The organism is Rhizobium sp. P2_G2, assembly GCF_056403555.1.
In genome coordinates, this window is record NZ_JBFUFF010000016.1 from 47,581 (window position 1) to 71,754 (window position 24,174).

Here is a 24,174-nt window from a genome sequence, read left to right on the forward strand (position 1 = left end):
GATCATGCTTGCCGTTGCATGCTGGCGCGTCTAATCGTTCAGCATGCCAACGGGACCTGTTCTTGAAGACTGGAATTACCAATCATTTGTAACCGTGCAAGCCATGCTCGGTATGGTGTCTCCGAATTTTCGCAGAGTCACTTTGGATCACGATGGCAGAGAGTGGGTCATCACATTCGATCTGGAACGCGAGGACGCTGAGGATCGAGAGGAGATCGAAGACTTCGCATACGAATGGGACGCGCTGCAAAGCGGCCCGGAACCGCGCAGCATTCGGATTGTAATTACGTCTGAAGACCTCATGCATCCGACATCGCCGGCGCGGGTTCTGTACTGGCGTCGAGAACGAGATGCGGCCTCCGGCTGACTGTCGGCAATCCGCGCAACGGCATTCCCAAGTCTGTTTCCTGGGCAAAGCGCTCCCTCATCCCCCACCAATAACCTTGTCATCCCCCTGCCGAATCGTAATAGTGCCACCGGACACAAGAATTCGGTTCCCATGACGGACATCCTGCACGCCACGCCGGGCAATCCCCTGCCATCAAGCTTTTTCGCCGGTTATTTCAAAGCCTTCGATGGCCGCAAGCTGCGCTATGCCGTGTTCCGCTCGGGCTCCCAGGTGCCCAAGGGCACGATCATACTCTTGCAGGGCCGCAATGAATCGATCGAGAAATATTTCGAGACGATCAACGATCTCACCGCCATGGGGCTCTGGGTCGCAACCTTCGACTGGCGCGGCCAAGGCGGCTCGGCGCGGCTCCTCAAAGATTCGCGCCGCGGCCATGTGCGCCGCTTCTCCGATCTCGAACGCGACCTCGACACCTTCATCGAAACCGTGGTCCTGCCCGACGCCAAGCTGCCCTTCTTCATCATCGCCCATTCCATGGGTGCGCTGGTGGCGATGAAATCGGCGCCGCGGCTTGCCAACCGCATCGAGCGCATGGTGCTGACAGCGCCCTTCGTCGGCGGCAAGGGCTATGGCGTGCCGCTTTGGTTGCTCAAATTCCTCGCCAATGCCGCCACGCTGACCGGCTTCGGCTGGGCGCAATTCATCAAGGATACGCTGCGCGACCGGAAGTTCGACGGCAACAATCTCACCTCCGACCGCGTCCGCTTCGAGCGCAACCAGACGATCGTCAAGCAATTTCCCGAACTCGGCCTCGGCCCGCCCACGGCGCGCTGGATCGCCGTGATGATGGACATGATCGAGCGGGTGGTGACGATGGATTTCCTGCGCAAGATCGAAATCCCCTGCCTCGTGCTGGCGCCATCCAACGACGAGGTCGTGCCCTATTACTATTTCGAGCAATTGTCGCGGATCTTCCGCGCGGGCAAGCTGATCACCATTTCCGGCGCCAAGCACGAACTGTTCAACGAACGCGACGTTTTTCGCGCCCAGACGCTAGGCGCCATCGAGGCGTTCATTCCGGGCTCGGACGCGGAGCCGATGGTGTTTACGGGGGATTGAGAGGCCCGCAGAAAGGCGAAGCGGTTCTTGGAGAAAACACAATGAATATCGATGCACATCTCGTCAAAGCCATCGTCGATATGGCCGTGTTCCTTGAATACAGTGCCGCCGAGCTTCTCGATGAAGACGCGGCCGTCGAAGCGATGGAACAGCTCGCGGCTGAGCTACGACAGATGACAGAAGGTGACCAGCARCAACTGGCAAAGCAGATTGTCGGATTGTCCATCGCTTATGAGCAGCCACAGCGCGTGTTCGTAGAAGGTCTTCCCGAAGCTTTTGGGCTTGCATAGTCCGTCAAGGAGCACTTCACCAGACAGAATTCGGCCCTTGTAAGCTCGGATGCACAGCCGATGGTGTCTATGGGAATTGAGAGGTTGCCGAAAGCCGAAAGCGTTGACGCTTAAATGCTTACCCATATTTTGCGTACCGGATTTCCAAGGCTTTCCGCGATACGCTGGTCCTGTTCCTCTGACGTATCGCCAATGTTGGGGTTATGCGCCTCCAGTGCAAAGCGACCAAATCCGACTGGCCAGATATAGCGCAAGTCGTTCAAAGAAACGATGGCGTCGCAGCAAGGAGTCTTGACGCTAAGGTTTTTGAACTCATCGGCAAAGGCAGTGTCCATAGCCTCTGCCCACCAGTCCTCAGCGTCTGCACCGCAAGCACTGCATTCCACTCCAGACCAGTTTTCACCGGAATCGTAAAACACAACCTTGTCTTCGAAGATCGGCTGCACATCTTCCGCCTCTGGGGCAATCGCCGCCAACACGGAAACCGCCTTCGCTGCATCCTCCGGAGATGGTTGCCAGAATGGATCGGCTGGAATGTATCGCAGAATATAGTGGCCCATCATTGCTCTCTTCATTAAGATTGCACAATGGAGCATGCCCTCCGAAAGTGGCAACCGGTTTCGGAATAGACGTACTCGCGAGCGCCAAAACGCCGGGATCACCCGTTTAGCAACTCCAGCACCTCCGCATGCAGTTCAGGCGTCGCCGCCGCCACGATATAACCGCCCATTTCCGGCCGGCCGCCGTCCCAGCCGGTCATGACGCCGCCGGCTTGTTCGACCACGGGGATGATGCCGCCGACATCGTAAGGTTTCAGCGAATTCTCCACCACCAGGTCGACATGGCCGGCCGCCAGCAGCGCATAGGCATAACAATCGGTGCCGTAGCGAAAAAGCCTCGACCGGCTCTCGACGCTACGATAGCGCCGGTCGTCCTCGTCCTTGAACAGATGCGGCGACGTGGTGAACATGATCGCGTCGGTGACGGTTCTGCAGGTCGAAGTCTGCAGCACCCGATCGCCGCCCGGGCCGCGATAGTGCGAGCGCTCGCCATCGGCGAAATAGCGCTCGCCGGTAAACGGCTGGTCGATCAGTCCCATCCGCGCCCTACCCTCCTGCCAGAGGCCGATCAGCGTGCCCCAGACCGGCACGCCGGAAATGAAGGCACGCGTGCCGTCGATCGGATCGATCACCCAGACGAATTCCCGATCGAGCCCGACCGACCCATGCTCCTCGCCCAGAATGCCGTGATCCGGAAAGGACGCTTCGATCAGCGAGCGGATCGCCGTTTCCGCCGCCTGGTCGCCTTCGGTCACCGGATCGTAATATTGCCCGCCCTTGTCCACCACCCGGAGGCCTGAACGGAAGCGCGGCAACGTCTCAGCCTTCGCCGCATCGGCGAGCCTGTCGAAAAAAGCACGGTCTGGCAGCATGGAGTGACCCTATCTCTCAAAAACAATCCTGTCATACGAGACCGGTCCGATCATTTTCAAGACAGGTACGGCCATTCGGCTGGCGAAAATTTCGCCCATCGCACAAAAAAAGTACAGATATTCCAATATGCTATTTTTTAGGCGGTTTATTTCGTCATTCCGCTTGACTATTCCGCAATGCAGCAGTAACTTTTTCCTTACAGTCCTTACCGGCTGTAAATGCCCTCCTTGGGTGTTTCCTCCCTAGACTTGACCGCGCTTTTGAGCGCGGTTCTTTTTTGGCTGGTGCATATCTCATGAACGCCGCCGGTCTTTGGTCAAGGATGTGCGCAAGCGCTTGGCGGCGTTTTTACGGAAGCAGCAGCTCTATTCTGCCGCGAAGGGCAGGCTTTCGCCGCCGGCACCGATTTCCGCCGCAAAACTTTCGAGAAAGTGCTGCACGGCCAGCACCACCCGCATGAAGTCGGATTTCTTCTTCAGCGTCGTCTCGTCGATATAGAGCGAGCGGTTGATCTCGATCTGCAGCGCATGCAGGTTGCGCGCCGGCCGGCCGTAATGCTCGGTGATGAAGCCGCCGGCATAGGGCTTGTTGCGCACCGCGGCAAAACCCATATCCTCCAGCAGCCGCAGCGCCAGGCGCGACAGATCGGATGAAGCCGAGGTGCCGTAGCGGTCGCCGATGATGAAATCCGGCCGGATGCCGCTGCCGGAAAGCCGGATATTGCCGGGCATGGAATGGCAATCGATCAGCACCGCCCGGCCGAACTGCGCATGCGTGCGGGCAATCAGCCTCCTCAGAGCCGCATGATAGGGCTTGTAGATCTGCTCGACGCGCTGCAAGGCCTCATCGACCGGCAGCTTCTGCTTATAGATCTCCATGTTCTCCGCCACGATGCGCGGCACCGTGCCGAGCCCGCCGGCGACGCGTATCGAGCTGGTATTGGCAAACGGCGGCAACAGGCCGTCGAACATTTTCGGGTCGAGTTCATAGGGCTCGCGGTTGACGTCGACATAGGCGCGCGGGAAATTGGCACAGAGCATCGGCGCACCGAGCCCCACCCCGGAAGAGAACAGCTCATCGACGAAAAAATCTTCCGAACGGCGGATGCCGCTCTGGTCGAGCCGGGAATTCTCGACAAAGATGCGCGGATAGATGCGGCCGCTATGAGGGGAATTGAGAACCAGAGGGATATGCTGCTGTGGCGGCTCCCAGATGTCGAACAGTTCCCCTTCCCTGAAATCCCAGACCATCCGGCTCCCCGGGCTCTACCCGCGACATATCGTTGATTTGCCATGTTGCCAGTAGCCGCAGCGCAAGTCCAGAGTCTTGAATGCCCCACCCACGTCAATTCCAAGGCGCGACGCCTGTTTTTGGATTAGAGTGACGCGCTTTATCTCTTTTATTTTTGTGCATGCCGTTGTCCCGAAACCGCAAACCACTTTCGGGCGGCATGCTTTTTATTTTGCGCATGCCGTTATCCCGAAGCCGGAAACCACTTTCGGGCGGCATGCGCTGGCACCGGTGAACGCCCGCTCGACAAGCGCGGCAGTCCGGCGTAAAGCATGTTAATCGATAATTCCGCCCGGCAAATTGACATTTGTCCGGGATCAGCGAATGGATTCACTGGATTTTTACCCCGGCATCCGTACATTCGCTGGAAACCTCCTTCTGGTCCACACAGGTCACGACGTAAAGATGAGTCAAAAAATACTTCTCGCCGAAGACGATAACGACATGCGCCGTTTTCTGGTCAAGGCGCTGGAAAAGGCCGGTTACAAGGTCATCTCCTATGACAATGGCGCCAGCGCCTATGACCGCTTGCGTGAGGAGCCGTTCTCGCTGCTCCTCACCGACATCGTCATGCCGGAAATGGACGGCATCGAGCTGGCGCGCCGCGCCACCGAGCTCGATCCCGACCTCAAGGTGATGTTCATCACCGGCTTCGCCGCCGTGGCGCTGAACCCCGATTCGCAGGCGCCGAAGGATGCCAAGGTGCTGTCCAAGCCCTTCCACCTGCGCGACCTCGTCGACGAGGTCAACAAGATGCTGGCTGCCGCCTGACCACAGCCCTGGCAAGGCGCTGCAATCCAGCGCCTGTCGCAAAGTTTTCACAGAAGCCCAAAAAAGCTGTTGACCGCTCCAGGCTTCTGTGGGATATGCGCCGCCATCGGATGGGCGTGTAGCTCAGCGGGAGAGCACTACGTTGACATCGTAGGGGTCACAAGTTCGATCCTTGTCACGCCCACCATCCTTTTTCTTCCTTTAAATTCAATAGTTTGCGGCAAGGCCCGATCTGGGGCCTTGGTCATGCAAATCGGCTGCTGGTCACACTCTGGTCACAGTGGATTACAGCGATGGCAACAATTCGGAAGAAAAATGGAAAATGGCAGGTTCAGATACGCCGCAAAGGCTTCCCTGCAATATCGAGAACATTCACGAAAAAATCTGATGCGGCCGAATGGGCGCGTTCAATGGAGGCTAAAGCCGATCGAAGAGACATGCCGAGTGATCCAAAAATCCTCGAAACTCTGACACTAGGAGTTTTGGTTCAGCGGTACTTAGACGAAATTGTTTGCCGCAAGAAATCCGCAAAGATCGAAACCGCAATCTTAAAGGCATTCCTAAGGCATTCGCTGTGCGAGAAACTCATCGCGAGGATCACGCAAAACGACTGGACCAGCTATCGCGATGAACGATTATCGAAGATTTCGCCCAAGTCACTTTCTCGACAGTTGTCACCCTTACAGAATATGTTCGAAGTGGCGCGAGATGTTTGGGATATTCCCATTTCACAAAATCCAGTTGCAAAATTGAAGCTGAAGCCCCACGACCAAAGGCGAGAAAGAAGGCTGGAGCTATTCGAGGAATTACGTCTCGCTTCCGAGAGCGAGGAAATGCGAATTGACTATATCAAACCACTTTTCTCTCTCGCTGTCGAAACCGCCATGCGTCGTGGTGAGCTACTTCGCATTCGCCGCGAGCATATCGATTTCACTCGCTCCCTGCTGATTGTGCCAGAGACCAAGAATGGAGAAAAACGCACAATCCCTCTGACTGCAAAAGCCAAACAGATTTTGGCGGACCGGCTTCGCCAGTCTAAAAATGAACGTCTGTTTACTGTCACAGAAACTGCTTTGCGCCTTTCATGGGTCAGGCTATGCCGAAAAGCAAATGTTCTGAACCTTCACTTTCATGATCTCCGGCATGAAGCAATCAGCCGACTTTTCGAGCTAGGGCTAACAACGCCGGAAGTGGCGCTAGTCAGCGGTCACAAGGACGTTCGGATGCTGTTCCGGTATGCTCACGCAACGCAAAGATCTATTCTCGCAAAGTTTGAGAAGGTTTCGCTTTAGCGACAACCAGACTGTCAATCACGCTTTCGGCCGGCCTTCAGAGCTTTTGGAGGCTCCTCACCCGGCAACGGTAATCGGAACAGTTCAGCAACGGGAATACCAAGAGCCGTGGCTATTGCATCAACAATTGCCACGGTCACATTTTCGGACCCGCGTTCCAATTTGCCAAAATAGGCACGTTCGACGCCTGCTTCCATAGCGAGCTTTTCTTGCGAGATACCGCGCAAACCTCGCTGCTTCCTGATGTTCCACGCCAAAATCTTCTGTGCTTCCATACGAAGCAACTGGAAGAAATTAGCCTTGACAATCTACGTCAAACTGAACGACGTTAGATAGGACCATAATTAAGTATGCGCCTAACAACGGGAGATTCGGCGGTGCAATCGGATACCTTGAAAACTGTTCATTTTACCGGACTCCTCACTGTCGTTCCGGCCATTGCCTATGCTCAATCGGCTTCCCCGACGTTCCTCGAACAAAATCGCGAAGCGGTTGCGGTGCTGATTTTTCTCTACATCTTGCCGTCTCTAATCGCCTATTGGCGCAAGCATCCAAGCAAACCGGCAATCATTCTCATTGATTTACTTTTCGGTTGGACTCTGATCGGCTGGTTTTGGGCCTTGATTTGGGCATGCGGTAAAACCACACAGCCCGTCATGATCGTTTCCGACAAATCCGCCACTGGAGCCGCGATGAAGGCTCACAACGCGCCAGCGGCCAATTCCGTGGCAAGCAAGAGCGTTTCGGAACGCATCGCCGATCTGAAGGCCATGCTCGACAGTGGCGTCATCACTGAAGCGGAATTTGCGCTTCTCAAAGCTGATGCTCTGAAAAGCATCTCTTAAATCGAAATAGCATCTAAATTGAGAGAGGAAATTATGTCGGGAATTCTCTACTTCGGCGGCCATTCGTATGAGGTTATCAAAGCGCCTTTGAACTGGTCGGATGCGAATTCGAACGCGGTCGCGAATGGYGGCTACTTGGCTGAAATTTCATCCAAGGGCGAGAACGCTGCAATCTTCAAATTTCTTCAGCAAGACATGAAGAGTTGGCCGCAACATTATGTCGCTCCAGATGGCGGAAATGCCGAATACGTGTGGATCGGCGGCAACGATATCGCCACAGAAGGCAAATGGGTTTGGTCGGACGGTTCCAAAGTCACATACACAAATTGGGGATATGGTGGCGAACCGGACAATTTTCACGATCAAGACGGCATGGCGTTTGGTCTGGACGATTGGCCGTCGCCCGGCGGCGGATTAGGAAAAGCTGGACAGTGGAACGACGTGGCTGTCAATAACGGCCTTTATTCGCTGATTGAAGCTGATCAGCTATTAGGCACATCGGGAAAAGACGAAATCACCGGCACAAACAAGGCCAACATCTTCTTTGGAAGCGGCGGCAATGACACCCTAAAAGGCTTAGGCGGCTCGGATCACATTCAAGGTGGCAATGGTGCCGACAGCCTTTTTGGTGGCTCTGGCGCCGATTTCTTCGTTTACGAATTCGGCAGCGAATCCACTTCCGCCGTTTCCGATACGATCCACGACTTCTCCCAAAAGCAACACGACAGGATCGACCTTTCCGACTTGATCAAAAGCCAATTCGAATTCGTCGGCACCAAGGCCTTTTCTGATCATGTGCCGGAAGTCCGGTATGAAATTGCCCATGCTTCAACAACGGTTTTCATTGACACCGACGGCAATGGAAAGGCCAACATGGTTATCCATTTGGAAGGCGCTATTCATTTGCAGGCTGCTGATTTCTTGCTGTGAAGATAGTATTAATCCCGATGGTGCGAATGGGAACTTTTTTGCATCCGATCGGTTTATTGCACATCCATCCATTCAAACTTCAATCCCGGTTCTTTGGCCGGGATTTTTGTTCGGCTTCGCCATTCTCATTTGGTAGCCCGTGGTTCGACTCCAGATACTCAAATGCAGCCGCTTCAGCTTCGGCGAATGTTGCAAACGGTCCATTCAGATAGGCGGTTTTGTCCTTTCGAAGAATGACCGCGCCTTTGGCGACTGGATCGAAAATTATCTGATAATGTTTCCTGTCGATTTGCATTTTCCGGCTCCTTGACACCGGAATGCCGACGTATGTGCAATGTTCCTAATATTAGAGAAAATTCAGATTTCTGTGCGGAATTGTGCACCAAAAGACTGTCCTCTGCCGGAACTTTCTTAAGCCAATTCAATCTCGGCAGCTTCAGTAACCAATTCCGACTTGCCGTTCTGTTCCGCTTCCGCCAACGCCTTCACCAACTCCAGAACGGCACGACGTTTGCCGGCATCCTTGATCGCGATGAAGTGCTTGTTTAAGGCAACGCTGTCTTTCGATCGCAAAAATGGTGCAATGCTCGAATTTTCCGGTTCACCATTCGTCGCACCGGTTGGCTGATTGTCGCCATCTTCGAAGAAGAAGCTGATTTGGACGCCTAAAATCTTGCAGATCGTTTGAAGACGGCTGGCGCTGATGCGGTTTTTGCCTTTTTCGTATTTTTGCACCTGTTGAAACGTGATGCCCAATGCATCTGCCAGCGCTGTCTGACTCATATTTCGAAGTTGTCTCTGCAGCCGAAGCTTCGATCCCGCATAAACGTCTGCCGGATTGGGTGTTTCTGGCATAGTGGTTTCCTTCCAATGCAAGTCAACGATTCTGCAAATTGGTAGCCCAAAAATGCAAAGCCCGGAATCCTTTTCCCGGTTTTATCCGCAAAATAGGCCGCCCAAAAGTTCCGGTGCGATATCGTACAAAACGGCATTTTATGCCACATTTCAGTAGCCGGATTTCCGTTTTGCGATAAAATAAATCGTATTGAAAGGCGCTCTAAGGAGAAGCCAATGCGGATGGAGACAGAGTTGGTTGGTGCTGGCGTTTTTCGTCCTGATCAAATTGCTTTGGTGCAAGCTGTCTTCAAAGAAGTGATTGCGGAACCGTGGTTTGACAGGTCCGGCGACAATCCTAAGCGGCTTGCAAAAACATTGATCGAAATGTACCGGCGTGATCAGCTTTCCCGCGATATGCTTAGGCTGGCCGGTGAGGCTGTTGCGAAAGAGCGATTTCGTTTGGGATCAACATGCGGCCAACCGCGATCGTGAAACTGTAACGCGATCAATCGACGAATTTCGCCTGATTTGTTTGGCGGCTGCAAAGGTCAAGTTTTCGGAACACGCGGAAACTCATTCCTTTGAACCGGAAGCACTTATGGCATAATTGTAAGGCGGTTCCGTTCATGTGACAGCCACGTTTCGGCTGGTATTGCGTTTGCCCTTTCTAAATTAGGAAGTGTCCTATGCCGTTCTCGAATGTCGTGTTGCAGCCCGACCAACTCGCGTTGGTTCGGCGGGTGTTTGACAGCATTGTTAGGGAATCTTGGTTCAGCAAGAACCAAGACAATGAATTCACTTTTGCATCCATGATCGTGCGCGAGTTCGAACATGGAACCCTCGACGAAACCGAGCTTTTAGGACGTTGTAAGGCCATAGCACAAGAGCGTCTTAGTCGCTGAATGCCGCGAGTTTCGGCAAGGCATCGGAAGCGGCGTTCGTGACGCCGAATAGTTTTCAGGCTTTGCGGCTCGCCGTTGCCGCGACACTCAAGCGCGCTCTTTTGCTTTGTTGCGCCAAGACAGCGGCTCTTGTAACAACCCCAATGAAGTATCCGGGTTCAACTTCGATCTGGTCGCCTCGAATGATATCGGGTGCATTTGGCAGAAGGAATTGGAATTCAATTTCGGTAGCGGTGCCGATTTCCGATGTCCCAACTGTCGTGATTATCGCGCTTGCGGATATGTCGGATCGCAAAATCCGCACGGGAAATCGGTACTGGATAGGTGATTGCACATGCAATTCCTTGAGATACATTCCCACAGCGCGATACATCATTGGAAAGTTCCCGCCCATAACTGCAATTCGATGGCCGTGCCTATTCTCGCCGACGCCGAAAGCGCCGACGCCTACTTTGGTTCCATACAGCTAAACATATTTTACTTGATCGTCGTCAAGTTCTGGCGCAACTGCAAGGACACACCCGCATGCGCCGCGGTCGTCCGTGGCCTATGGCACGACTTTGTACGTGTCTTCCGGAATCCTGATAGCCAGCGGCCTAAGGCAATCGAAAGACGAACGGACGCAAGCAGCACTTTTGGGTTTAAGGGACGATCCACAGTTGGACCGCAAGTCATATTGCCAACTCGCCTTCCGTAAGATCAAGCCTCTGACCGAAAGCGCGTTACGTCGCACTTCACGCCTCGGTTCGTCGTCRCTGGATGCACACAACTGCAAGCGGGCAGTGACTAACCTTGCCATAACCATCCGATCGGATTTGTCTTGGGCGGACAGGTCGGGTTTGCATTCGATGACCTTCAATTAGGAAACTCTCAATAAAGCTTTGCTTGAATCCCTGAAAATGCTGGGGATAGCAATGATTACGCTAAAAAATTTGTGGTCGAGCCGATCCGGCAACTTTGGTCTAATGGCCGGATTGCTAGCTCTGCCGATCGTTGTTGGCTTAGGCACGGTCACCGATTATGGCTATGCATTGGCAGTGAAAAGCCACCTTCAGAATTCCGCCGATGCCGCCGCGATAAGCGCGCTTGCCGAACAGTCGGTCGGCGTCATTGCCGGATTGCAAAACGTGACAGACGGTGAAGTCGATGTTGGAACGAAAGATGCACAGGCGTTCTTTACTGCCAATCTTGATCCGAAATATGCGGCCTATCTGAAATCGTCTTCCATAAAGGTGAAACGCGTCGGCAACCAATTTACGTCGGAAGCCGCGTTCAGTGCAAACGTGCCAACCTCATTCTTGGGAGTGCTTGGCATAAACAGCATCGTCGTGGGAGGAACCGCGCAAGGAAGCTATGTGGCGGCAACCTATGTGGATTTCTATCTGATGCTCGACAATTCGCCATCGATGGGTTTGGCGGCCACCACGACAGACATTTCTACGCTTGAAGCGAATACCTCTGACACGTGCGCATTTGCGTGCCACATCGAAAACAGTACTACCGACTATTACGCACTCGCCAAAAGGCTCGGCATTACGTTGCGTGTTCAATTGGTTCGAAAAGCCGCACAAGCCATGATGGACACTGCACAACAAACGCGAAGATATTCGGATCAATATCGGATGGCAGTGTATTCCATGGGTGCTTCCGCTCGAAATGTGCAATTGACTAATGTCGCCAGCATGTCGTCGAATCTCGATCAGGTGTCAGACCAAACGGCACTGATGGATTTGATGACGATTCCTTATCAGGGTTACAACGATGACCAACAAACGGATTTCGACAAATTCCTTGGTGACGTGAAAACCGAAGTTGGCAAGGGTGGCACCGGCCTGACAGCATCCGACCGCCAGAAGGTGCTGTTCCTCGTCTCTGATGGGGTAAACGACAGTTACAAGAACGGCGGCTGCAAGAAGAAGACCACGAGCGGTGCAAGTGCCGGCAGATGCCAGCAGCCGCTGGATTACGATACGTGTGACAAGATCAAAAAGAACGGTGTGGAAATTGCCGTTCTCTACACGACCTACCAACCGATTACGAAAAACTCTTGGTACAACACCTATATCAAACCGTTCCGCGACGAAATCAATCCGGCAATGAAAGCTTGTGCGTCGGATGGCTTGTTCTTCGAAGTCAGCCCTTCCGACGGCATCGAAGAAGCAATGAACGCATTGTTTCTAAAGGTGATCAACTTGCCGAAATTGACGGGATAACTTGAAGCGGCGCGAACTTTAGAGGTAAGTGATGCCGAAATCGCAGAAGATTGTTGTCGCTGTCGTGTGGATTGGCGGATTATTTTTCTTTGCTACCATGTACCGCGGGTTTATTGCTTTAGAACAACCTGTTGTTCACAACGTCATCGCAAGGGCGGTTGAGCGTATTTAGATGGCTCAAAGCGCTCATCGCAACGTGATGACGAAGCGCCATGTGACCATTGGGATTGATTTGTCTTTCCGCCATTTCGGGCGATTTCTCTATAATGTCCATATGCCGGCGCCTATTTCGGCGGATAAAGCTATTTGCAAATATCCAACTGATGCGCGCCAGCGCATCTGCCAACGGCCAAGCTTTACCGTCACGCAAAAGATATTGAGCTACTAACCGGTGATGTGTACATAATACAGCTTCTCCCGGTTGTGGCGGAGTCGATCACCATGGCTGGCTGGAATTTTCAAAAGGACGCACGTGTTCACATACAGAGTATGTCTCGTTGATATTTTCTTTGGACAGTTGGGATGGCCATCCTCTTGGCATTGCCATTTCTTCCGCTTTGGATAGTGGCGCATATCGTCACCGCGCTGGAGAATTTAGGCTGTCACAGACCGAAGTCGGTATGGTCGAGATTGTTGATGTTGATGTGGTGCAAGACAAGGATGTCGCCATGGCCCATGTTCAGCCAGGTATCCTTCCCATGCTTCTCCAATTTGTTTTCGATCTGGCTGTAATCGCTCACACCGTCCACGATGATAAGGTCGCCGTCGTTGTGATGGAAGTCCTGAACGGTATCGACGCCATAGCCTTTTTTGAACACAAAAAGATCGAGTCCCGTGCCACCGAAAAGAGTGTCTTTGCCAGCGCCACCATCTAACACATCGTTACCGCCAAGGCCGCTAAGAGTGTTGTTGTCACTATTGCCATTGAGATATTCCCGTCCAACGTTGGTGTCGGTTCCGGTACCATTGATGTTGGATTTCCCGATCAGTTGAAGCACTTCAACGTTCGCATTCAGAGTATAATTGACAGTGGATTTCACCGTGTCCAATCCGCCCTGACTTGTATCATCCTCTGACAGCGTAATTTTTGCATTATCCGTGATCAGCGTGTCGTTGCCGTCACCTGTAAATATCTCGCCCTTGATCGTACCACCGCGTGTATCGACAACGTCTTTGCCGTCATTCAGGAAGATACCGCCAATGATCACGCCCTCATTGACGATCTTGTCATTACCATCCGACGACGAGATTGCGGCGTTTGCATGGATCACGCCGTGATTGGTGACGGTCAAAGCGTCCGTGGTGAGAACATTCATTTGAATGCCGTCGTTGCTGGACAAAATGGAACCGTCATTCACAATGGCCGTGGCACGCGTTACGTCGATTGCCGAACTCAATCCGCTGATGGTGCCGTGATTTTCAATGCTACCACCACCTATAGACACGCCAAACGAGGAAAATCCAAAACCACTGATGGTGCCGTTATTGATAACCTGTGCGTTTGAACCGTCGATCTCGGCTCCTGAATTGCCTTGTATGAATCCGCCCTTTGCTACAGCCAGAGTGAAGTTGGCACCACTTGATCTAACRCCGAAACCGCCATGGTTGGAGCCGGGAAATTGCCAAATGCTACCCATCACGGTAAGACTATTATCCGAGCCACTCTCGTCAACAGCCGCGATTTGCATTCCCGACGACTGGATAACGGATATTGTGCCGGTTTGAGCGATGATTAGATTGAGATTGCTGCCAGACATTGTCTCAATATCGGTCTGATATTCAGTAATGGTGGTCATTTCGTCTCCCCAAAGGCCAAATAACGGTTGTTTCCAACCTGCCATGGCAAAGACTTTAGTCAAGTCTAAAAAAGTAGACCGACATTATTTGGAAGCCATCTAATCCAAAACTTGGGCAAGTACATGTTCTGCAAAGGTGCAGTCAAAAGCTGTTCATTAACGTGCCGATGCAAGGAAAAGCGAACGACAGATCACTCTGGCACCTTGAAAATTGTTGCTTCATCTTCCGGTTCCCGAAAGCCTTTGAATGACGCGTGTCGTAACTGGCCGTCTTTCGTCCAAGAACGATATGCAATCTCTTCAACCTTTGACGATTGCTAAGTTTCAGTAATTCAGATCATTTGCCTGCCACGCGGCGGGCTTGGACATTAAAATTCAGAAAAACCAATAAATCAGCGCATTTAGACCGGATGTCGCTTGCAATGTGCCGGTTTTCTTTATGCAGCCATCTATATCTATCGCGAAACCGATCGAACACGATCGCGCCGCCCACCTATTTCGGCAAGCCTTATTTCGCGCACGCCATGCTATAGCCCGAATTTACGCATTATGCCAAAGCGGCTTTGAGTGCATGGGATAGTACCGACTCGCGATGTGCTTGGACCTCTTTTGCGAGTAAAACTTTTAGATTATCTTCAGAGCCGTTAAATCGACACGCTCTTCTCAAATGCAGAAACATTGGCTGAAAAAGATACTCCTTGCCCGATACAACCTTTCGGACCGGTAAGTTCATGGCACGGCCTTGAAGTTCCCTTGCAACCTTCTTCACCGATGAATAGCCATGTTGCTTCACAAGTTTCTTGAGTATTTCCTTTGCCCGAGAAAGAATTTTTTGGGCCGAAAATCTTATCTTTTCAGGCGTGCTATCCAAAAGCAAGCCAGAGCCAAGCCCAACGCTTTTGACTTTTGCTTTCAGCTTCGTGGCAATAGCGTATACTAAAAATAGCGCTCGCAATGGCGTTTCAAATTGTTCAAGAACACCGTGATAGTCCAGCAAAGAATCCGCGACACTTGCAGATGTGTTCGAGCAAAAATCGATTACAATCTCCCTTAGATAGTCCTCATTTATAAGAATATTTTCAAGGCAGTATGCGTCCAAACGGTGCAAATGCTTCAAACTTGGCTTCCGGCGTCCTAAGACATGGTCAAAATCGCCATCGATTATGTAAAGCCTCTTGCGCGCGTCTGTCGCTTGGTCCAACCGGCACGCCTTGATCACGTTTTGTCGTCCACCAAGCATATTGACGCTACTTAGATTGACGTCATCTGGTATAAGTCGCCGCAATAGCCTTAACCAAATGTTCTGGTTTGCAGTATCCTCCACGTAAATTTCAATATCATTGTACGAATTTTTTAAGAAACCTAACGCTCGTGCAGCGCGCGCATGATATTTAATCATATCAGTTTTTCCGCGTTTGCCGGACAATATCAATGCAATTTGCTACCCTTTCCAGTATTATCGATGGAGAGTGTGTGGCCATTATATATTGAATGTTTGGATTGGCCGACATAACGCTGTCAACGAACATTTCTTGCCACTGCACATGTAGAGACAGTTCTGGTTCATCGATAATGAACACGTTGTCTCTTTCCGCCAACGGATTGAATGATAAGTGAGTTAGTATAGTAAATATTTGCGCCTCACCCGAGGACAAAGATGATATTGGCCGCTCTTCCCCCACGCCAGCCAACTTAACAGATATGTACCCTTCTTCATTAAACCATATTTCCTTTCCGCTGTCCTTCAAGAACTGGTTGACCAGCTTCTGATAACGGCGTGTTGGCGCAAGTGACGAAGCCCTAAGATCGTTATACTTCTCGACAGTTTCAGAAATAAACTTTATTCGCCTTAGATGATGCTGGTTCGTGTTCCAATCGATATAAGCTCGAATTATGGCGTCACGCCTTTCGCTTTCAGTGTATAGGTCACGCATTTGGACTTCAACGGGAATCTTAGACGCTAACTCCTCAAGTTTATCTAAAACAGGAAAAAGACGGCGGCGCACCTCTTCTGTGGGAAGTCCCATTATTCTTGAAAKATTGTCGACACCCTTACGGACCCTTCCAACTTCTTTAAGTTCGGCACGTGTCGAGATACTTTCTGGATTAAATGGTTTAGGCTCGTCCACCACGTCGGAACCGAGTAGTCCAAGCAACATCTCTTGTTGCAACAGTTCGCTGTAGCGTCCGCCTTGGATCAGGGCATCCCGATAGCTTTCTTCCGCTAAACGTGCGGCGGCATGTAGCCCGCCAAGTAGCGAACGATTGAAAACGTTTTTTCCATATCTAAAGCGGTTCCCGACGAAGACGGGAACGGAAGCCCGCACCAAAGTCGCGCGCCTATCGATGCCGAGAAACATTGGAGTCGGCAGATTGGCGATCACTTTAAAGACCGGGTGGTTTGCTTTACTCGAAAGCAAATCCCTGTAGAATTCCGCCTCGGCTGTTTCCTGTCGGGTGGGCGACGCATCTGAGTCCGGAATATACCGAAGATATTTAAATGTAGTTTGAACTCCATTGGCTGAAAGGTTGACTTCTCCGCCCTGCGACGTGGCTTGTATCGAATAAATTTGGCCGGAATATTCAAGAAAGACGGCGATTTGTTCGTAATCCAGACTGGCGAGCATCGCCAAATCGGGAGTGGTGAGTGCGATGATGCCGTTCAATGCGCTCGTTTTTCCACTGCCGTTAATGCCGGTAAGAAATGTCACGCCAATATTGAATTCCAGATCGAAATTCAAAAACCCATGAACCTTGCGAGCAATAAATCTTAAAAGGCGCATTTTCCCCTCACAACTCTATCATGTGGCGTATTGGCAATTGTGTCAACGCCGCTATAGTTTCCTATTAGCGCGGACGAGAAACGCGAATAACTCTATGCGTATGCCTTTTGCGAACCGGCATAAATCTGGTTCGATAAATCCAATTTGACTACTTAAAGCGAACCGTTTATAAGCGAACCACATAAAACGAACTAGGCGGTTCCAAAATGACATTCGTCCGTGCATATCTTCGCGCTTCGACCAAAGATCAAGATGCCAACCGCGCCAAGGACGATCTTTTCCAGTTTGCGGCTGAGCGGAATTTGAAAATCGCCGCAACCTATACCGAGAACGAAAGTGGCGCTTCTCTGAAGCGTCCTGAATTATTCCGACTCCTGAACGACAGCACACCCGGCGACATTTTGCTTGTCGAGCAAATTGACAGGCTTTCTCGACTGAATGCCGATGACTGGCAAAAGCTCAAGAGCGAGCTTCAGGCGAAGAAAATAAAGGTTGTCGCCTTGGACCTTCCAACGTCTTGGATGATGGCAACGGGAAATTCCGATGACATCCAAAGCCGAATTTTCGATGCGATCAACGGCATGATGCTTGATCTTTTAGCGGCCATCGCGCGGAAGGATTATGACGATCGGCGTCGGCGGCAATCGCAAGGAATAGTCAAAGCCAAAGCCGATGGTCGCTATAAAGGAAGGCCCGAAGACAAAGCACGGAATGCCGGGATTCGGCAGATGCTTGCAAGCGGCATGTCGTGGAATAAGATTATTGATGCGACCGGATGTAGCCGGTCAACGCTTTCGCGGCTGGCCAAGCCAGTTTAACACCGAGTGAAGGAAGTCAGGCCAACTAACCTGACTCCTGAACTGCAAGCCAATTTTCTGGCGACGTACTTCAACGCATGCCATATCGCACCGATTCTGTGACAACGAGATTTCGCCTACATTTCTACGAAGACATGGATCGAGTGCGCGGTGATATTTGGCTTGCCGTCGAAAGTGGCCAGCAAAACCTGTTCCCCGTCGCCACTGCCATCGGCGTCATAAAACAGTTTGTGGTGGGTATAAATCAGGTAGTCATTGGAATCTTGCGCGTGTGAGTGTGTCGTGAATTCGTCTGGCGAGAATTGACCACTGCTGAATGCGGTCAAGTAGTAGCCGTCGATACCTATGAAGTCGCCGTGCCGGTGCGCCTTGGTGGCAACAGTAAAGTCGGTTATTTCGTCGCTGTCTGCAGGCGTGAAGGCTTTGAAAACAAACACGTCGGAACCCGCGCCGCCGGTCAACACGTCGTGGCCAATGCCACCGTTAATATGATCGTTTCCGGTGCCGCCGTTGATTGTATCATCGCCGGGAAACCCGCCTATGATGTCATTGCCACCGGCACCATTTATGATGTCGTCACCGGGCGTTCCCTGTAATAACCCACCCTTATCTCCGTTCGTGATAATCTTTGTCATTGATCCACTCCCTGAATTTTGGCGGACATTAGACTACACTACATCAGTGCTTTGACAAGTACAAAGAAGCTATCGCCTCGATTTGTCGCGTCTTATCCTTCAATAATGCAGGTAAAAAAATTTTCGTTAGACGTGTATATTTAGGGCGAATGCTTACAACCTACCGATTAAGACTTGCACGGAAATTGCTTTCGAAATCCATTGCGTAAAACAACCCATGCATCGTCGCGTGGCTTTGCAGACATCAGAATTCTTGATGCGGCTTCGATCATTGGTCCGATATCAGCACCGAAACATGCCTCTTTATCCAATTCCAACCGCAACATGACGGCATATAGAAAGCCAATACAGAACGACTTCTTTTCGTGGGCTTCATTGCTATGTAAGACATACCCGTCTCTACACGTTTCGTTCAGAAGGTCAGCATAGCGAGAAAAAAATTGCATTTTTTGATCGTCTGAAGCGTGTGCCGTGCAAATGGTGAGGCACATGAAGGCGAAAGCGAATATTGATCTTGCGCTGATAGGCATGTGCTTGCTCCAATCGATTTCGGCCTAAAGAAGGCAATTACCTTGTGTGAAGAGTAAGCTCTGTGAAGGGACACATGAAAACCTACTTCCTTTCGATAGCGATGGGATCGCTTGATGCCCAATTTTCAAAGCGCAATCATCAAATACAACCACTTCAATCGGCGGCTCTATGACAATCGACATAACCGAAAAGCTTCGCGAACTTGTGTTGGAAATCTCGGATACCCGCGGCGTTGAAAATGTAAGGATCGTGCATTCGGTCTTGGTCGAATGCTGTCATTATCTTTCGAAACAGATCGGCCAGGACATTCTCCCCCAAATGATGGCCCTTATCGAAGCGCCCTATGACGAAAATAATTGGGAAGGTAGAACATTTATCTATAAGATGATTGCATATAAGCTTCGCACGAATATTTTCTATGAAATAGACGGGCCAGACAGCTTGCTGATCATGCAAGAGGAACTTCCTGGCGGGATTGACGAAATTCTAAGTATGGATGGACTGACTGAATGGGAAAGATACGACATCTTTTCTCGCGGCGTGCAAAATGTCGATATCAACCGGTTGCCCAAAATTTATCAACGCAACGCTCACGTCATCCATGAAGGATATGCGATCCAAGAGAATTAGCGCATTCTACAGGCCGTGAATGGTGCCGATCAGAGAACCTGACATGGACAATGACGATATATGCGCCCGATTAAGGGACGGTTCCAAAAACGCACAATTCCCTTTTTCGATCTACACAGCCATTCGTGAAAGTGGCTATCCGGATGAACCCGGTTGTTTCCTATTAGTTGGCGTCGATATCCCGAAAGAGAATCTTTCAAAAACTAGCGTGTTTAACGCATTCCAAAACATTGCTGAAAGTTGTTCAAAAGGAAACCTTTTAGAAGGCTTGCTTGGCGTTTCAATCGTTTTTCGTATAATTCAGAACGGCAATCTCACTCGGATAAATCGATGTTCGATTTATATTGAAAAAATTTCTTGCTATTCAGCCATGCAACTCGACGACTTCGCGAACGAAGAGCCAAATGGTATTTTTCTTAATCACTTCTACATGAAGAATGTTCCCATACTATGATAATTTCACCGGCGAAACGAAGATGATGAAAGCGTCAATCCTTGCGGTAGTGATTGCCGCCCAAACAACAATGGCGTTTCCGTGTTCCCTTGGACTTCCACCTGACTTGCGCGGTTTGGGCGATGGCGAAGCTTTCGAAGCAACCGTCACCCAATATGACAAGATTGCTTATCCAATACCAAAATTTCCGAACCATGAAGTTGCAAGGTTTGAACTGGCAATCACCGCAAATCTCGATGGGAAACCCGTTTCAGCTAAAAATATCACAGCGTACGCGATGTGGCCGAATTTCAAAGTCCCGGCCAAATGGAACGGACCGGCGAAGATCATTGTTGCCGTCCATGACCAGATTGAACCGGACGGTCAACGCGTGTTTGAATTTGGCGACGTTAGTTGTGGCGCATCGGCAATTATTGAAGATTCCGAAAGCAACAGACAAGCAGTGCGCGCCGTTCGCGTGCTGAAGGCAAAGCATGGAAAGAACTTTTGGCGCAAAACGGAACCGATGCGGATGCCATGAAACCGTTTCCGGCTTTCACCAAAACCTATGTGCAAACGAGACAGCAATCAAAAATCCGTTCTCACGCCGAACGGCGGAGTCGGCATAGCGTCAAGGAAGCCTTCCTTGATCATCCCTCTGTTTATTTCATTGCCATCAACGTAAAAGTACGCCTCTTTCCCTTCACCGTTCACAACGCAAATAGTCAGGAGCTTGCCATAGATTTTCTGACTAAGCGCTTCGCTTGCCTTGCCATACCATTCGGCAACGGGCTTGTTGGGTTCTTTTGTGCCGTCCAATTCCACAATGCCTTGATAGCTAAGGCCAAATCCCAAATCCACGTCCAGCCGTGCCGATCTGGCGAAAACGGTGATCACCTTGGCCGGATACTCTCGCCCGAAACACGGAATTTTGCTTTGGGCTGTCGCCGGGATGGCGAGAACCAGCGAACCCAAGACCGTAAGCGCAATTTTAATTTTAAACATCTGCATGGTTGAACCAAGGAAATATTCGTGTCTTTTCCGTGACGACTAAACCCGCGACATCGATCGCCCGCAATTCGCCTGAATTCTGCAGTATTTCCGAAGCATGAAACATGTGACCACAATCTTTTCCATCGCCGCCTTCGGCTATTTGTGCGTAACTGCCGTCAATGCAGCCGAGGATAAATCCGATTGCCTTGGAAGGCTCTATCCCGCGACTGCAATCGAGTTCTTTCCGAAAGCCGTACGCGTGGACGTCGATCTCGGGTTCGAATTGAGATACAATACCGTGCTTGCCTTCAAAGATCTCGGGGTCCCGTCACAATCGGTACAGTCTTTCCTTCAGTGGTTTAAAGAAGTTAAAGCCGCGCTTGCAATGAAAATTGGCAATAAGCCTCTTCAGATTTGCGTAAAGGGCGACGAAAAAGCGGCAATTTTCTATTCTGATGGCGAGAATATTAATAAATGGCTGGTCTCTAAGGGATACTTTATGGAGTCTCACGGCGAATATACGCGAGAATTTTAGTCGTTGATCACAGCAAGCTACTGACCGAGTCTGACGACAAGATAAGGGTCTAAATGGAATGAACCCTAGATTGATCGCGTTAACTGGCGACGTCGGCATTGCCGAGCAACTTCAGGACCATTTCCGGTTTGTCGATAAACAACGGCTCATGCGGGATGGTCTCGGTCTACTCACAATAGCAGATTCACTCAATCGGACTGAAGAGTTCCGAGCCTTCCATCCCGTTGTGCGCGATCTTGAAGGCGTAATCATTGATGACCCCGGCACGAGCGATCACCACGTTGTTCTTTGCCGCGCTCCCTTTGGCGGCGCGGTGCTACATCTTGCGCACGATGGGGAAAGTCGCATTGTCTTCGATAGTGTCGACAGCTTCATAAAGGCGGTTCAACGCGCCTTTGAGATTGGAGGATATGTCTACGACCAACATCCGGACCATGCATGGATCGCAGCCGATCAAGCGACGTTGAGGGAACTGATATCTTCCTTAAGCTCTGAGCCGGACAAAGACATCATCTTGCCCATCCTTATTCCCTCGCTTGACCTGTCAGACTTAGATTTCCTCACTACGCTGGTCACCAACGAGGATATGTATGTGGCCGAAGCCGTGTGCCGGGAGATCGCTAGTCGCCCTTCACCGCTCCTTCTGCCAATTGCTGCATTAGGTGAGGAACACTCGCATCCGATGGCCCGCGATGCCGCCGCCAGAGCCAGGGTAAATATCGCCGGCGAACCGGCATTCTCACCCACTACCGCGATTGCCGGGTGAGCGGCATGAAATCGAAGATCGACAATTTCTCCATTTCCTTCTCGTCCGCCGTCTTCACCCGTGCGACCACCTGCTTGTTGCGGTCGGATTTTCGCGGATTGAAGGTTTTTGGTGGCTGGAAAGTTTGAGACGTTATTCGAATGTCCGACATCTTCGCGATTGTGTAGTTTCGCGGTGAGCGTTTGGCGCTGTCGTCGTAATACGTTCCAGCGACATATAGCCCGGCAGAAGAAGATTTGATTTCATGCGGCGCGAAGCGATGCGTAATGCGCGTTCCGTAATATGAAAACTGGATAATACGTTTGCGGTCCATTGCCTCTCTAATGATCCGGATATTTTCCGTTTTGAGTTCGTCTTGGTTTGTCATTTTATTCCTTAATGCTTCAAATAATTATTTCGCAAATTCGGAGAAAGGCGCATGCCGCGCTGCGCCTTCTCCAATGAAAATTTTGAGTAGTTAGGCCGACAGGCAGCTGGCAAGCTGGCGTCGAATGGTCGATAATCCCGGCTTAGGTGTCCAAGAAATCCCATTCCCAACCGAGCGCCCACCGCAAAGCAGAAAGCTTCCCGTTGATCATTCCCCATTCGAATTCGTCTTCGATGAGCAATTCGTCCATCGGAATTTCGGCTTCGATCCGTGCCGCCGACCTGCACGCTCCCTGCCAGATGGTGTCGACCATAACTTCTGTTTGACCGTACGCCCAAGATGCTTGCTTGGAGTTGATGATTTTCATTGAACCATCTTCGATTGCATATTTGTTGCGAAGGTAGCAGCGATTATACCAAACAATGTCGCGCAGGCGGCTTTCCGCATCAGCCATTTCATCGATCTTGCGTGGTCGCAGCTCGCAAATTGGCATTCCATCTTCATGGAAATAGCAAATATCTTCCGAATTGATCCAATTGGGCTGGCAAGCGGCAACAATTTCGTGGAAATCTGGGTCGCAGTCGGGATGCAAATCGCGATTCTCTACATCGAAATCATCCCGGCATTCGAACTCTTCGCCGGTTTCCACCATTTCGTTGATCGCATATAGGTCGAAATCACGATAACCGCTGTCTTGCGATACCCTACCGGTTTCATCGACTCCATAGCAAAGCAGGAACAACTCGTCTGGAAATAGACCATAAATTAAATATGGGTGGACGGTTATATAATCGCTCTCTCCTTCGAGAAGGATGGAGATTACCTTTCTGGCAGAGGTGGCCGCGAAAACCTTCGCGGCTATTTGATTTTCTTCGCGCACAGGTAGGTCGGTAAGCTTCGATGTGATCTCATTCTGATTGTCGGCGTGCATAAAAGGCTCGCGCTTGGCGCTTGCGAATTCGGCGGAATTGACAGTGTTATTCGATGTATTTTCCATAATATTTTTCCTTTTAAATTGATGTTTTTGTTGTAATAATTGCAATGATGCCTTCGACTTCCTTCATTTGGTCGGCATCAAAATTGGTTTTCCGGCTCAAAATGCCTCTCGGACATTTCAACCGATTGAATTTCAGCAAGATTGAAAGTTCGCCGCTTGGGCTGAAATTCCGGCTTGTTTGGATCAAGGGTTTGCAGCCCGTGGATCAGGTAATTGCCGGTTCCCGTGTGTTGGTAGAACACATACGGATCAAAATGCCTTGGCTTGTCGTCATCCTTGTAGCGGATTTCGATGGAGCGCCGTTCACCAATAGAATCTTGAATCAGGCGATGGCCGTAATTGCCGATCGGTGACTTATCTTCTGCGGTTAGATCTCGAGAATTGCCCTCATACCATTCTTCGCAGACGGCATAATTGTTGGGACTTAGATTGCTGTTATTCATTATTCTCCATAACGCCAATAAATATAATACATTCCTTCAATGTAAAAGGAGATAGAAATTATTAAATTTGATCGACAACTTGAATTAAAGTATCAGTTTACACATATGCTAAGATGAACACCGTTATTCCATTTCAAACTCCTAATAAAAACGTTATGAATGTCGAATTAAATCAT

At 50.7% G+C, this 24,174-nt stretch carries 33 protein-coding genes and 1 tRNA gene; 18 read left to right on the top strand and 16 right to left on the bottom strand.

Annotated elements, in window-relative coordinates; all coding sequences use genetic code 11:
- The first annotated feature begins 103 nt into the window (after window positions 1-103).
- The 3 genes from AC1D06_RS14705 to AC1D06_RS14715 all read left to right on the top strand — a co-directional run bounded on the left by AC1D06_RS14705 (window position 104) and on the right by AC1D06_RS14715 (window position 1,758).
- A complete protein-coding gene (locus AC1D06_RS14705; RefSeq protein WP_477986820.1) occupies window positions 104-367 on the top strand; it encodes a MafI2 family immunity protein in 264 nt (87 codons plus the stop codon).
- Between the two features lie 132 nt (window positions 368-499).
- Window positions 500-1,468 (top strand): alpha/beta fold hydrolase, encoded by a 969-nt coding sequence (locus tag AC1D06_RS14710; RefSeq protein WP_477878172.1) that lies wholly within the window; start codon window positions 500-502, stop codon window positions 1,466-1,468.
- A 41-nt stretch (window positions 1,469-1,509) separates the two neighbouring features.
- On the top strand, window positions 1,510-1,758 hold the full coding sequence (locus AC1D06_RS14715) for a hypothetical protein (protein ID WP_477878173.1): 249 nt from the start codon (window positions 1,510-1,512) through the stop codon (window positions 1,756-1,758).
- A gap of 110 nt (window positions 1,759-1,868) precedes the next feature.
- Here the strand turns inward: AC1D06_RS14715 and AC1D06_RS14720 are convergent, their stop codons facing one another.
- The 3 genes from AC1D06_RS14720 to AC1D06_RS14730 all read right to left on the bottom strand — a co-directional run bounded on the left by AC1D06_RS14720 (window position 1,869) and on the right by AC1D06_RS14730 (window position 4,441).
- Window positions 1,869-2,321, bottom strand: a complete 453-nt coding sequence (locus AC1D06_RS14720) for a hypothetical protein (protein WP_477878174.1) — start codon at window positions 2,319-2,321, stop codon at window positions 1,869-1,871.
- A 95-nt stretch (window positions 2,322-2,416) separates the two neighbouring features.
- A complete protein-coding gene (gene hisN, locus AC1D06_RS14725; protein WP_477986776.1) occupies window positions 2,417-3,190 on the bottom strand; it encodes a histidinol-phosphatase in 774 nt (257 codons plus the stop codon).
- A 366-nt stretch (window positions 3,191-3,556) separates the two neighbouring features.
- Window positions 3,557-4,441: an N-formylglutamate amidohydrolase gene (locus tag AC1D06_RS14730; RefSeq protein ID WP_477878176.1), complete on the bottom strand. Its 885-nt coding sequence runs from the start codon at window positions 4,439-4,441 to the stop codon at window positions 3,557-3,559.
- Window positions 4,442-4,886: 445 nt separating this feature from the next.
- Here AC1D06_RS14730 and cpdR1 point away from each other — a divergent pair, with 445 nt between their 5' ends.
- From cpdR1 to AC1D06_RS14745, 3 genes are all read left to right on the top strand, one after another.
- Window positions 4,887-5,252, top strand: coding sequence for a response regulator CpdR1 (gene cpdR1, locus AC1D06_RS14735; protein WP_477986777.1), 366 nt, complete (start codon window positions 4,887-4,889; stop codon window positions 5,250-5,252).
- Between the two features lie 112 nt (window positions 5,253-5,364).
- Window positions 5,365-5,439: transfer RNA gene (locus tag AC1D06_RS14740), tRNA-Val, on the top strand.
- A gap of 106 nt (window positions 5,440-5,545) precedes the next feature.
- Window positions 5,546-6,544: a tyrosine-type recombinase/integrase gene (locus tag AC1D06_RS14745; protein WP_477986778.1), complete on the top strand. Its 999-nt coding sequence runs from the start codon at window positions 5,546-5,548 to the stop codon at window positions 6,542-6,544.
- 14 nt (window positions 6,545-6,558) lie between these two features.
- Here the strand turns inward: AC1D06_RS14745 and AC1D06_RS14750 are convergent, their stop codons facing one another.
- Entirely contained in the window at window positions 6,559-6,819 is a 261-nt protein-coding gene (locus tag AC1D06_RS14750) for a helix-turn-helix domain-containing protein (protein ID WP_477986779.1), read from the bottom strand.
- A gap of 102 nt (window positions 6,820-6,921) precedes the next feature.
- Between AC1D06_RS14750 and AC1D06_RS14755 the strand changes: the two genes are divergently transcribed.
- Together AC1D06_RS14755 and AC1D06_RS14760 are read left to right on the top strand one after the other, a co-directional pair.
- The gene (locus AC1D06_RS14755) at window positions 6,922-7,389 is read left to right on the top strand and encodes a superinfection immunity protein (RefSeq protein ID WP_477986780.1); all 468 of its coding nucleotides are present in this window, start codon (window positions 6,922-6,924) and stop codon (window positions 7,387-7,389) included.
- 33 nt (window positions 7,390-7,422) lie between these two features.
- A complete protein-coding gene (locus AC1D06_RS14760; RefSeq protein WP_477986781.1) occupies window positions 7,423-8,319 on the top strand; it encodes a M10 family metallopeptidase C-terminal domain-containing protein in 897 nt (298 codons plus the stop codon).
- Window positions 8,320-8,398: 79 nt separating this feature from the next.
- On the opposite strand, the gene AC1D06_RS14765 is transcribed toward AC1D06_RS14760, so the two are convergent.
- Window positions 8,399-8,614 (bottom strand): hypothetical protein, encoded by a 216-nt coding sequence (locus AC1D06_RS14765; RefSeq protein WP_477986782.1) that lies wholly within the window; start codon window positions 8,612-8,614, stop codon window positions 8,399-8,401.
- A gap of 116 nt (window positions 8,615-8,730) precedes the next feature.
- Window positions 8,731-9,174 carry a helix-turn-helix domain-containing protein gene (locus tag AC1D06_RS14770; protein ID WP_477986783.1) on the bottom strand — a complete coding sequence of 148 codons (444 nt, stop codon included), beginning with the start codon at window positions 9,172-9,174 and terminating at the stop codon, window positions 8,731-8,733.
- A 216-nt stretch (window positions 9,175-9,390) separates the two neighbouring features.
- On the opposite strand from AC1D06_RS14770, the gene AC1D06_RS14775 reads away from it, so the two are divergent.
- Both AC1D06_RS14775 and AC1D06_RS14780 read left to right on the top strand, forming a co-directional pair.
- Window positions 9,391-9,648 carry a hypothetical protein gene (locus AC1D06_RS14775; protein ID WP_477986784.1) on the top strand — a complete coding sequence of 86 codons (258 nt, stop codon included), beginning with the start codon at window positions 9,391-9,393 and terminating at the stop codon, window positions 9,646-9,648.
- Window positions 9,649-9,842: 194 nt separating this feature from the next.
- Window positions 9,843-10,058 carry a hypothetical protein gene (locus AC1D06_RS14780; protein WP_477986786.1) on the top strand — a complete coding sequence of 72 codons (216 nt, stop codon included), beginning with the start codon at window positions 9,843-9,845 and terminating at the stop codon, window positions 10,056-10,058.
- Window positions 10,059-10,113: 55 nt separating this feature from the next.
- Here the strand turns inward: AC1D06_RS14780 and AC1D06_RS14785 are convergent, their stop codons facing one another.
- Window positions 10,114-10,434, bottom strand: a complete 321-nt coding sequence (locus tag AC1D06_RS14785) for a hypothetical protein (RefSeq protein WP_477986787.1) — start codon at window positions 10,432-10,434, stop codon at window positions 10,114-10,116.
- Between the two features lie 538 nt (window positions 10,435-10,972).
- Here AC1D06_RS14785 and AC1D06_RS14790 point away from each other — a divergent pair.
- Window positions 10,973-12,271, top strand: coding sequence for a pilus assembly protein TadG-related protein (locus AC1D06_RS14790; RefSeq protein WP_477884422.1), 1,299 nt, complete (start codon window positions 10,973-10,975; stop codon window positions 12,269-12,271).
- A 31-nt stretch (window positions 12,272-12,302) separates the two neighbouring features.
- Window positions 12,303-12,443 (top strand): hypothetical protein, encoded by a 141-nt coding sequence (locus AC1D06_RS14795; protein ID WP_477884424.1) that lies wholly within the window; start codon window positions 12,303-12,305, stop codon window positions 12,441-12,443.
- A 430-nt stretch (window positions 12,444-12,873) separates the two neighbouring features.
- On the opposite strand, the gene AC1D06_RS14800 is transcribed toward AC1D06_RS14795, so the two are convergent.
- From AC1D06_RS14800 to AC1D06_RS14810, 3 genes are all read right to left on the bottom strand, one after another.
- Window positions 12,874-14,067, bottom strand: coding sequence for a calcium-binding protein (locus AC1D06_RS14800; protein WP_477986788.1), 1,194 nt, complete (start codon window positions 14,065-14,067; stop codon window positions 12,874-12,876).
- A 547-nt stretch (window positions 14,068-14,614) separates the two neighbouring features.
- The gene (locus tag AC1D06_RS14805; protein WP_477986789.1) at window positions 14,615-15,466 is read right to left on the bottom strand and encodes a DUF4435 domain-containing protein; all 852 of its coding nucleotides are present in this window, start codon (window positions 15,464-15,466) and stop codon (window positions 14,615-14,617) included.
- Between the two features lies 1 nt (window position 15,467).
- A complete protein-coding gene (locus AC1D06_RS14810) occupies window positions 15,468-16,850 on the bottom strand; it encodes an AAA family ATPase (protein ID WP_477986790.1) in 1,383 nt (460 codons plus the stop codon).
- A gap of 206 nt (window positions 16,851-17,056) precedes the next feature.
- On the opposite strand from AC1D06_RS14810, the gene AC1D06_RS14815 reads away from it, so the two are divergent.
- Window positions 17,057-17,668 (top strand): recombinase family protein, encoded by a 612-nt coding sequence (locus AC1D06_RS14815; RefSeq protein WP_477884248.1) that lies wholly within the window; start codon window positions 17,057-17,059, stop codon window positions 17,666-17,668.
- Window positions 17,669-17,784: 116 nt separating this feature from the next.
- On the opposite strand, the gene AC1D06_RS14820 is transcribed toward AC1D06_RS14815, so the two are convergent.
- Together AC1D06_RS14820 and AC1D06_RS14825 are read right to left on the bottom strand one after the other, a co-directional pair.
- A complete protein-coding gene (locus AC1D06_RS14820; protein ID WP_477884250.1) occupies window positions 17,785-18,303 on the bottom strand; it encodes a calcium-binding protein in 519 nt (172 codons plus the stop codon).
- Window positions 18,304-18,470: 167 nt separating this feature from the next.
- Window positions 18,471-18,833, bottom strand: a complete 363-nt coding sequence (locus tag AC1D06_RS14825) for a hypothetical protein (RefSeq protein ID WP_477884252.1) — start codon at window positions 18,831-18,833, stop codon at window positions 18,471-18,473.
- Window positions 18,834-19,002: 169 nt separating this feature from the next.
- On the opposite strand from AC1D06_RS14825, the gene AC1D06_RS14830 reads away from it, so the two are divergent.
- From AC1D06_RS14830 to AC1D06_RS14840, 3 genes are read left to right on the top strand one after another with little or no spacing between them, the layout of a single operon-like run.
- A complete protein-coding gene (locus tag AC1D06_RS14830) occupies window positions 19,003-19,464 on the top strand; it encodes a hypothetical protein (RefSeq protein WP_477986791.1) in 462 nt (153 codons plus the stop codon).
- 43 nt (window positions 19,465-19,507) lie between these two features.
- The gene (locus tag AC1D06_RS14835) at window positions 19,508-19,918 is read left to right on the top strand and encodes a hypothetical protein (protein WP_477884256.1); all 411 of its coding nucleotides are present in this window, start codon (window positions 19,508-19,510) and stop codon (window positions 19,916-19,918) included.
- Between the two features lie 22 nt (window positions 19,919-19,940).
- Window positions 19,941-20,438 carry a hypothetical protein gene (locus AC1D06_RS14840; RefSeq protein WP_477884257.1) on the top strand — a complete coding sequence of 166 codons (498 nt, stop codon included), beginning with the start codon at window positions 19,941-19,943 and terminating at the stop codon, window positions 20,436-20,438.
- 47 nt (window positions 20,439-20,485) lie between these two features.
- On the opposite strand, the gene AC1D06_RS14845 is transcribed toward AC1D06_RS14840, so the two are convergent.
- Window positions 20,486-20,908, bottom strand: coding sequence for a hypothetical protein (locus tag AC1D06_RS14845; RefSeq protein ID WP_477884259.1), 423 nt, complete (start codon window positions 20,906-20,908; stop codon window positions 20,486-20,488).
- A 97-nt stretch (window positions 20,909-21,005) separates the two neighbouring features.
- On the opposite strand from AC1D06_RS14845, the gene AC1D06_RS14850 reads away from it, so the two are divergent.
- Together AC1D06_RS14850 and AC1D06_RS14855 are read left to right on the top strand one after the other, a co-directional pair.
- Window positions 21,006-21,425, top strand: coding sequence for a hypothetical protein (locus tag AC1D06_RS14850; protein WP_477884261.1), 420 nt, complete (start codon window positions 21,006-21,008; stop codon window positions 21,423-21,425).
- 58 nt (window positions 21,426-21,483) lie between these two features.
- A complete protein-coding gene (locus AC1D06_RS14855; protein ID WP_477884263.1) occupies window positions 21,484-22,191 on the top strand; it encodes a hypothetical protein in 708 nt (235 codons plus the stop codon).
- Here AC1D06_RS14855 and AC1D06_RS14860 read toward each other — a convergent pair.
- From AC1D06_RS14860 to AC1D06_RS14870, 3 genes are all read right to left on the bottom strand, one after another.
- Entirely contained in the window at window positions 22,172-22,558 is a 387-nt protein-coding gene (locus AC1D06_RS14860) for a WYL domain-containing protein (RefSeq protein WP_477884265.1), read from the bottom strand. The genes AC1D06_RS14855 and AC1D06_RS14860 overlap by 20 nt on opposite strands.
- A 142-nt stretch (window positions 22,559-22,700) precedes the next feature.
- On the bottom strand, window positions 22,701-23,555 hold the full coding sequence (locus AC1D06_RS14865) for a hypothetical protein (protein WP_477884267.1): 855 nt from the start codon (window positions 23,553-23,555) through the stop codon (window positions 22,701-22,703).
- A gap of 77 nt (window positions 23,556-23,632) precedes the next feature.
- Entirely contained in the window at window positions 23,633-23,998 is a 366-nt protein-coding gene (locus AC1D06_RS14870) for a WYL domain-containing protein (RefSeq protein WP_477986792.1), read from the bottom strand.
- Window positions 23,999-24,174 lie beyond the last annotated feature (176 nt).